Origin of the sequence: Mesorhizobium sp. M2A.F.Ca.ET.039.01.1.1 (genome assembly GCF_003998035.1) — a bacterium.
Classification (GTDB): Bacteria; Pseudomonadota; Alphaproteobacteria; order Rhizobiales; family Rhizobiaceae; genus Mesorhizobium.
Genome location: NZ_RZRY01000309.1, coordinates 1 through 7,237, shown reverse-complemented (window position 1 = coordinate 7,237; position 7,237 = coordinate 1). Strand labels below are relative to the sequence as shown.

Genomic DNA, 7,237 nt, shown 5'->3' with positions numbered 1-7,237 from the left:
ATTGTCGACCATCCGCTGACGCCGGTGCAGCAGCGCAATCTCGAAAAGGAACTGAATGCCAAGGTGCTCGACCGCACCGGGCTGATCCTCGAGATCTTCGGCGAGCGGGCGCGCACCAAGGAAGGCACGCTGCAGGTCGAGCTCGCGCATCTCAACTACCAGAAGGGTCGGCTGGTGCGCAGCTGGACCCACCTCGAGCGGCAGCGCGGCGGCGCCGGCTTCCTCGGCGGCCCCGGTGAAACCCAGATCGAATCCGACCGCCGCATCCTGCAGGACAAGATCACCAAGCTGAAGCACGAGCTGGAAACGGTGCGGCGCACGCGCGACCTGCACCGCGCCAAGCGCAAGAAGGTGCCTTTTCCGGTGGTGGCGATCGTGGGCTACACCAATGCCGGCAAGTCGACGCTGTTCAACCGGCTGACCGGGGCAGGGGTGCTGGCCGAGGACATGCTGTTCGCCACGCTCGACCCCACCTTGCGGCGCGTGCGGCTGCCGCACGGCACGCCGATCATCCTGTCGGATACGGTCGGCTTCATCTCCGACCTGCCGACGCATCTGGTGGCCGCCTTCCGGGCGACGCTGGAAGAGGTCGTCGAGGCCGATCTGGTGCTGCATCTGCGCGACATCTCCGATCCGGACACGGCGGCCCAGGCTGAGGATGTCGAACGCATCCTTGCCGATCTCGGCGTCGACGCCGCCGACACGAACCGCGTGATCGAGGTCTGGAACAAGATCGACCTGCTCGACGAGGGCAATCGCGAGCGGCTGCTTGCGGAGGGAGCGAGCGGCAAGTCACCGCCGATCGCCATTTCGGCGGTGACCGGCGAGGGACTGGACACGCTGAAAGCGCTGATCGAGACGCGGGTGTCGGGCGAGCTGGAGACGATGACGGTGACGTTGAGCCCGGCCCAGCTCGGCCAGGTCGACTGGCTGTACCGCAACGGCGACATCGTTTCGCGCACCGACAATGAGGACGGCAGCGTCACTCTCTCGCTCACGGCCACGCATAGCGCCCGGCAGGAGATCGAGAGCCGGCTGCATCGCAAGAACGATAGCTAACCGGCTGATTACTTGGCGCTTTTGGCCTGCTGCCAGAGCGCTTCCATCTCGTCGAGCGTCGCCTTCTCCAGCGAACCGCCCGAAGCCGCCACGGCCTGCTCGACATAGTGGAAGCGGGAGCGGAACTTTTCATTGGTGCCGCTGAGCGCCGCTTCCGAATCGAGCTTGAGATGGCGGCCAAGATTGACGATGGCAAACAACATGTCGCCGAACTCGTCCTTGATCGGCGCGGCATCCCCCGTGGTGAGCGCTTCGCGCAATTCGCCGATTTCCTCCTCGATCTTGTCGAGGATGGGGGCTGCCTCGCTCCAATCGAAGCCGACGCGCGCTGCTTTCTCCTGCAGCTTGAGCGCGCGTGTCAGGGCAGGGAGCGCCACCGGAACGCTGTCGAGAAAACCCTTGCCGTGATCCTCCGGATCGAGCCCGCGCGCGATGCGGGCACTGCGCTTTTCAGCCTTCTCCTCAGCCTTGATCTTCTCCCACATGCCCTTGGCCATGCCGGCGCTGCGCGCCTTCTCATCGCCGAAGACGTGCGGATGGCGGCGGATCATCTTGGTGGTGATGGCCTCGACCACATCGCCGAAAGCGAACTCGCCGATCTCCTCGGCCATCTGCGCGTGGTAGACGACCTGCAGCAATAGGTCGCCCAGTTCCTCGCGCAGGTCGTCGAAATCGCCGCGCGCGATCGCGTCGGCCACTTCATAGGCTTCCTCGATCGTGTAGGGCGCGATGGTCGAAAAGTTCTGCTCGATATCCCACGGGCAGCCGGTCTTCGGCGCGCGCAACGCCGCCATGATCTCGATCAGCCGGGAAATGTCTTTCGAGGGCTTCATGGCCTCAAGCTAGCGCGCGGCCCGCAAGTCGGCCATCCCGGCGGCTCGCCGGCGTGACTTGTCCACAGCTGTCGCGGCCTTCAGTCGAGCACTGAGACAATCGCCTTGGCGAGATCGTCCATGCCGTCCTCCGGCAGGCCGGCGACGTTGATGCGGCTGTCGCCGACCATGTAGACGGCGTGATCGGTGCGCAGGCGCTCCACCTGTGCTTCCGTCAGCCCAAGCCTGGAAAACATGCCGCGATGGCTGGCGACGAAATCGAAGCGATCCGAGTTGGACTGCCGGCGCAATGCTTCGGCAAAAGCGACGCGCAACCTCAGCATCCGCAGCCGCATCTCCTCGAGCTCCGTCTCCCAGTCCTTCCTCAGGCCGGCGTCTTCCAGCACCATGCGCACCGCCGCGGCGCCATGATCCGGCGGCATCGAATAAAGCGCCCGCGCCGCCGCCAGCACCTGGCTCATCGCCACATCGGCCTGCGCGCCGTCTTTGGCCATGATCATCGCAGCACCCACGCGGTCGCGATAGACGGCGAAATTCTTCGAGCAGCTCGAAGCGACAACCATCTCCGGCACCTTGTCGGCCAAGAGCCGCAGACCCGCGGCATCGGCGTCCAGGCCCTCGCCAAATCCCTGATAGGCGATGTCGACGAAAGGCAGCAGGCCGCGCTCCAGGAGAACGTCCGCGACCTTCGCCCACTGCGCGGCGTCGAGATTGGCGCCGGTCGGGTTGTGGCAGCAGCCATGCAGCAGCACGACGTCGCCGCTGTTGGCCGTCCTGAGCGTTGCCAGCATCTCGTCGAAGCGCACAGCGCCGGAGGCGGCATCGAAATAGGGATAGTTGCGAACCTCAAGGCCGGCGGCCCGCATCACGGGCGGATGGTTCGGCCAGGTCGGGTCGGAAAGCCACACCGTCGCGCCGGGACGCGTGCGCTGCAGCAGCTCTGCCACCAGCCTGAGCGCGCCGGATCCGCCCGGCGCCTGAGCCGCGCGTATGCGCGAATGATCGGCCTTTTCGCCGAAGGCGAGCTTGATCATGGCGGCGTTGAAGCCGGTGTCGCCGGCAAGGCCGAGGTAGGTCTTGGTGTCCTGGCTCGCCAGCAGCCTCTTCTCGGCCTCGCGCACGGCGCGCATTACCGGCGTCCTGCCCTCGATGTCCTTGTAGACGCCGACGCCGAGGTCGACTTTGCCCGGACGTGGATCGCTGCGGTAGAGGCCGATCAGGGCAAGGATCTTGTCGGCGGGTGCGGGCTGCAGGGTCTCGAACATCGAAAAGGACTCCAATGGCGGCGGAGTGATACGCAAATAGCCCCCGCCGCGCCAGCGGTTTCCTCAGCGCGCCGGCGATGCATAAAGAAAATGCCGGGCAGGGGGATTAAATCCCCTACAGGCTTCGTAAACAGGGCATGAAACGGTCTATGGCACGCTTCGAAATTGTCGGGCAGTTGGGATCGCTGCGGCGCTATGCGCGCTCGCTGACGCGCGACAGCACCGATGCTGAGGATCTCGTCCATGACGCGCTGGTGCGCGCCTATGAGCGGCGCGCGACCTTTCGCTCCGACGGCAATCTGCGCGCCTGGCTCTTGGCGATCGTGCACAACGTCTTCATCGACCGCATGCGCTCGCGCCGCTCCGAGACGGCGCGCATCGAACAAGCCGGCCTCGTCACCGACCAGAGCGTGCCGGCCTCGCAGGACCATTCCGTGCGCCTGTCGCAGGTCCGGGAAGCGTTTCTTTCGCTCCCCGAGGAACAGCGCTCCGCGCTCCATCTCGTCGCCATCGAGGGGCTTTCCTATCAGCAGGCCGCCGAAGTCATCGGCGTGCCGCTCGGAACCTTGATGTCGCGCATCGGCCGCGCGCGCGCCGCGCTGCGCGAGATGGAGGAGGGCGCGCCGCAGAAAGCCAGGCCGCATCTCAGGATCGTGGGAGACGATCAATGACCGTCATTGTCGACCCCGTAACCGATGCCGATCTCGACGCCTATGTAGACGACCAGCTGGATGTCGCCCGCCGCATCGAGGTCGAGGCGCACCTCGCCGCGCGCCCGGAAGCGGCGGCGCGCGTGATGTCGGACCTGAGGACGCGTGACGAACTGCGCGTCGCGCTTGCCGGCCCCGTCGGCACGGCGCGTCCGGCCACGACCGAAGCGGCGCGGCGGCTGGAAAGAGCCCTTGCCAGGGGGCGGATGCTTATCGTGCTGCAGCGCGCCGCCGCCGCGGCCGTGCTGGTCGCGGCGGGTTGGCTTGCCAACGGCATTTTCGGGCCGATCGCGGTGACCAAGGTGGTCGCCTCGACGCAGCCACCGGCCTATGTCGAGGATGCGGTGAGAGCGCACCGGACGACCTTGATGCGCGAGACGATGCCCTCGCAGCGGGAAGCGCCGGGCTACGATGCCGATGAGATCCGCGCGGCCACCGCAATCGTAATGCCGTCGCTGCCCGACGACTGGAAGATCCGCGACGTCCAGGTCTATCCCTCGCAATTCGGGCCGAGCGTCGAGATGGCGGTCCAGACCAGGGACCTCGGCCTCGTCTCGCTGTTCGCCATCAGGCCGGGCACGTTCGACGTCGTGAAGCCGACGGTCGCGCCCGCCGACGACATCTCAACCGCCTATTTCCAGATCGGCGAGGTCGCCTATGCGGTGGTCGGCCGCGGCGACGCCCGCAGCCTCGACCGTGCCGCCGAAAAACTCGCCAGAACTCTCTACTGAAAACAGACCCTCTACTGAGAACCAAGGAGAACCTGATGAACAGCCCCAATCTGGGATACCGAATGGGCGCCGGCGTCCAGGCCGGAGCCGTCTATGACGAGGGCCTGCGCAAGCACATGCTGCGCGTCTACAACTATATGGGCCTCGGTCTCGTCGTCACAGGCCTCGTCGCCTTCTTCGTGGCCTCGACACCGGCGCTCTACGTGCCGATCTTCTCCAGCCCGCTGAAATGGGTGGTGATGCTGGCGCCGCTCGCCTTCGTCATGCTCTTCTCTTTCAAGATGCAGACCATGTCGGCCGCGAGCGCGCAGACGATGTTCTGGGCCTTCTGCGCCGTCATGGGCCTGTCGCTCGCCTCGGTGTTCCTGGTCTTCACCTCGACCAGCATCGCGCGCACCTTCTTCATCGCCGCCACGATGTTCGGCGCCACCAGCCTCTACGGCTACACGACCAGGCGCGACCTGACGCAGTTCTCGTCCTTCCTGATCATGGGCCTGATCGGCGTGGTGATCGCAAGCCTAGTCAACCTGTTCCTCGGCTCGACCGCGCTGCAATTCGCCATCTCGGTGATCGGCATCGCTGTCTTCGTCGGCCTCACCGCCTGGGACACGCAGACCATCAAGGAGCAGTATGCCGAGAATTTCGATGCCGAATCGCAGCAGAAGCTCGCCGTCTTCGGCGCCTTCTCGCTTTATCTGAACTTCATCAACATCTTCCAGCTGCTCCTGAATTTCACCGGCGAGCGCGAATAGTCCGGGCCGTAGCAGGCAACACTGCTGACCTCGGCGCGGCCGGAGGGAAACCTCCGGCCGTTTTTGTCGACCGCGCCCAAAGCGTCCACGACCAAGGTGGATCTGCCTGCCGAGCTTGAGTTCACGCGCGGCCTTTTGCTAGCCTGCCGGCCCAACCAGCCAACCGCGAGGACGCAATGGAACAGGTGACGCTTAACGCTGAGGGGATCTCGGCGACCATCGTCGGGCAGGGGGCCGAGCTGGTCTCGCTGCGCGATGGCGACGGCACCGAGCTTCTGTGGCAGGCAGGCCCCGCCTGGCGGCGCCACTCGCCGGTCCTGTTCCCGATCGTCGGCCGCCTGAAGGGCGATCAGCTCCGCCATCGCGGCCAAACCTATCCGATGACGCAGCACGGCTTTGCCCGCGACCGGCGCTTTGCCTGGGCGGAGCAGGGGCCGACCTCCTGCACATTGGTGCTGTCGGATAACGCCGAAACGCGGACGCACTACCCCTTCGCCTTTCGCTTGGCCATCGGCTACGAGCTGACGTCCCGGCAGCTTGGCGTGACCTTCGAGATCACCAATACCGGCGACGAGCCGCTGCCGGCCTCGATCGGCGCGCATCCGGCGTTCAACTGGCCGCTGCTGCCGGAACTGCCCAAGGAAGCCTATCGGCTGACCTTCGCCAAGAATGAGCCGGCGCCGGTCCGCCGCCTGAAGGACGGCCTGCTGCTGCCGGCCCCGCAACCGACGCCCATCCAGGGAAAGACGCTGCCGCTGTCCGAAAAACTGTTCGTCGACGACGCCGTCATTCTCGACAAGCCGGTGAGCAACAGCGTGCGCTACGCCGCCGAGCGCGGGCCGGCGATCGAGATGTCATGGCAGGGCTTCAACGAGCTGGGCATCTGGTCCAAGCCCGGCGGCGCGCCTTTCCTGTGCATCGAGCCCTGGCACGGCATCGCCAGTCCCGTCGATTTCGACGGCGAGTTCACCGGCAAGCCTGGCGTCATGCTGATCGAGCCGGGTACCCGGCGCGTCCTGAGCTACCGGATCGGCCTCAGCCGGGAACCGTAGGCAATGGCGTACGCGATCAAGGCCGAGATCGAGGACCCGCAGGCGGAAACCTTCGTCTTCGCCGCCCAGAAAACCATGTATGGCGGCAAGCGCATTGCGGAAGGCGACGTCATCTTCCTGTTCGCCAGCGAGAACGAAGGCGGGCAGGGGCTGATCGCGCGCGGCGTCGTGACCTCATCGGAGGCCACACCCAGGCGTCCCGATCTCGAACGGCAGACGCCGCGGGTCAGTGTCTCAGTCCGCCGTACCGCCCTGGCGACGAAACGGCTGGGCCGCAATGAGCTCAAGCGCTTCAGGGACTGGAAGGACGGCCGGCCCGAGATCGAGCTCAATTTCAAATTCTACCGCCAGGCGACGAACAAGATCGTCGGCATCTCGGACGTGACGGCGGCATTTCTCGAACGGTTCTTCTAGCTCCGGCTTCTTCCGATGCTAGCCCTCCCAGCGTGGCTGCCGCACGATCGCACCTATCGCATTGACGAGAAGCCGCGCCGCGGTCAGCGCCGACAGGCCGTCAATATCGGCGGGTGGGTAGAGTTCAACGAGGTCGAACCCCGCGATCCTGGCCCGCTTGCCGAGGCCCGCGATCAGGTCGGTCGCTTGTGTATAGTTGACGCCGCCGGGCGTGCGCGCCGCCACGCCCGGCATGATCGAGGGATCGAGGCTGTCGCAGTCTAGGGTGACGACGACACGCGCTCCTTCCGGAATGTGCTGCAAAGCAGCTTCGACGCCGTGGGCGTGAACCTCGCGCGCTGTGACGAACCGGCTGCCATAGCGCCGCGCCGCTTCGATTTCCGCGAGACGTGCGCTGCCGACTGCGCAGGCCGACCTGCAC

Annotated in this window: 8 protein-coding genes and 1 pseudogene; 6 read left to right on the top strand and 3 right to left on the bottom strand. The window is 65.8% G+C overall.

Translation table 11 applies throughout. From position 1 onward, the window contains the following. The coding region (gene hflX / locus EOA24_RS21815) for a GTPase HflX (RefSeq protein ID WP_127410052.1) at positions 1–1,059 on the top strand (1,059 nt) is incomplete at its 5' end. Positions 1,060–1,067: 8 nt separating this feature from the next. On the opposite strand, the gene mazG is transcribed toward hflX, so the two are convergent. Then, positions 1,068–1,892, bottom strand: coding sequence for a nucleoside triphosphate pyrophosphohydrolase (mazG, locus tag EOA24_RS21810; RefSeq protein WP_126082753.1), 825 nt, complete (start codon positions 1,890–1,892; stop codon positions 1,068–1,070). A gap of 80 nt (positions 1,893–1,972) precedes the next feature. Then, a complete protein-coding gene (locus EOA24_RS21805; protein ID WP_126082752.1) occupies positions 1,973–3,157 on the bottom strand; it encodes an amino acid aminotransferase in 1,185 nt (394 codons plus the stop codon). A 149-nt stretch (positions 3,158–3,306) separates the two neighbouring features. Between EOA24_RS21805 and EOA24_RS21800 the strand changes: the two genes are divergently transcribed. The 5 genes from EOA24_RS21800 to EOA24_RS21780 all read left to right on the top strand — a co-directional run bounded on the left by EOA24_RS21800 (position 3,307) and on the right by EOA24_RS21780 (position 6,816). Beyond that, a complete protein-coding gene (locus EOA24_RS21800) occupies positions 3,307–3,828 on the top strand; it encodes a sigma-70 family RNA polymerase sigma factor (protein WP_189343135.1) in 522 nt (173 codons plus the stop codon). Then, positions 3,825–4,598, top strand: a complete 774-nt coding sequence (locus EOA24_RS21795; RefSeq protein ID WP_126082750.1) for an anti-sigma factor — start codon at positions 3,825–3,827, stop codon at positions 4,596–4,598. Before EOA24_RS21800 ends, EOA24_RS21795 begins: the two co-directional genes overlap by 4 nt. A 35-nt stretch (positions 4,599–4,633) precedes the next feature. Continuing rightward, positions 4,634–5,350 (top strand): Bax inhibitor-1/YccA family protein, encoded by a 717-nt coding sequence (locus EOA24_RS21790; protein ID WP_126082749.1) that lies wholly within the window; start codon positions 4,634–4,636, stop codon positions 5,348–5,350. A gap of 176 nt (positions 5,351–5,526) precedes the next feature. Beyond that, on the top strand, positions 5,527–6,402 hold the full coding sequence (locus EOA24_RS21785) for an aldose 1-epimerase family protein (protein WP_126082748.1): 876 nt from the start codon (positions 5,527–5,529) through the stop codon (positions 6,400–6,402). Positions 6,403–6,405: 3 nt separating this feature from the next. Beyond that, complete coding sequence (locus EOA24_RS21780; RefSeq protein ID WP_126082747.1) at positions 6,406–6,816, top strand: hypothetical protein; 411 nt, start codon at positions 6,406–6,408, stop codon at positions 6,814–6,816. 18 nt (positions 6,817–6,834) lie between these two features. Here the strand turns inward: EOA24_RS21780 and EOA24_RS21775 are convergent. Then, positions 6,835–7,237 (bottom strand): annotated as a pseudogene (locus EOA24_RS21775) (arginase family protein); the annotation flags it as partial.

What these genes read in the sequence shown, in the direction of transcription:
- mazG (WP_126082753.1), bottom strand. Translation starts at nt 1,892, where the DNA reads ATGAAGCCCTCGAAAGACATTTCCCGGCTGATCGAGATCATGGCGGCG.
- EOA24_RS21805 (WP_126082752.1), bottom strand. Translation starts at nt 3,157, where the DNA reads ATGTTCGAGACCCTGCAGCCCGCACCCGCCGACAAGATCCTTGCCCTG.
- EOA24_RS21800 (WP_189343135.1), top strand. Translation starts at nt 3,307, where the DNA reads ATGGCACGCTTCGAAATTGTCGGGCAGTTGGGATCGCTGCGGCGCTAT.
- EOA24_RS21795 (WP_126082750.1), top strand. Translation starts at nt 3,825, where the DNA reads ATGACCGTCATTGTCGACCCCGTAACCGATGCCGATCTCGACGCCTAT.
- EOA24_RS21790 (WP_126082749.1), top strand. Translation starts at nt 4,634, where the DNA reads ATGAACAGCCCCAATCTGGGATACCGAATGGGCGCCGGCGTCCAGGCC.
- EOA24_RS21785 (WP_126082748.1), top strand. Translation starts at nt 5,527, where the DNA reads ATGGAACAGGTGACGCTTAACGCTGAGGGGATCTCGGCGACCATCGTC.
- EOA24_RS21780 (WP_126082747.1), top strand. Translation starts at nt 6,406, where the DNA reads ATGGCGTACGCGATCAAGGCCGAGATCGAGGACCCGCAGGCGGAAACC.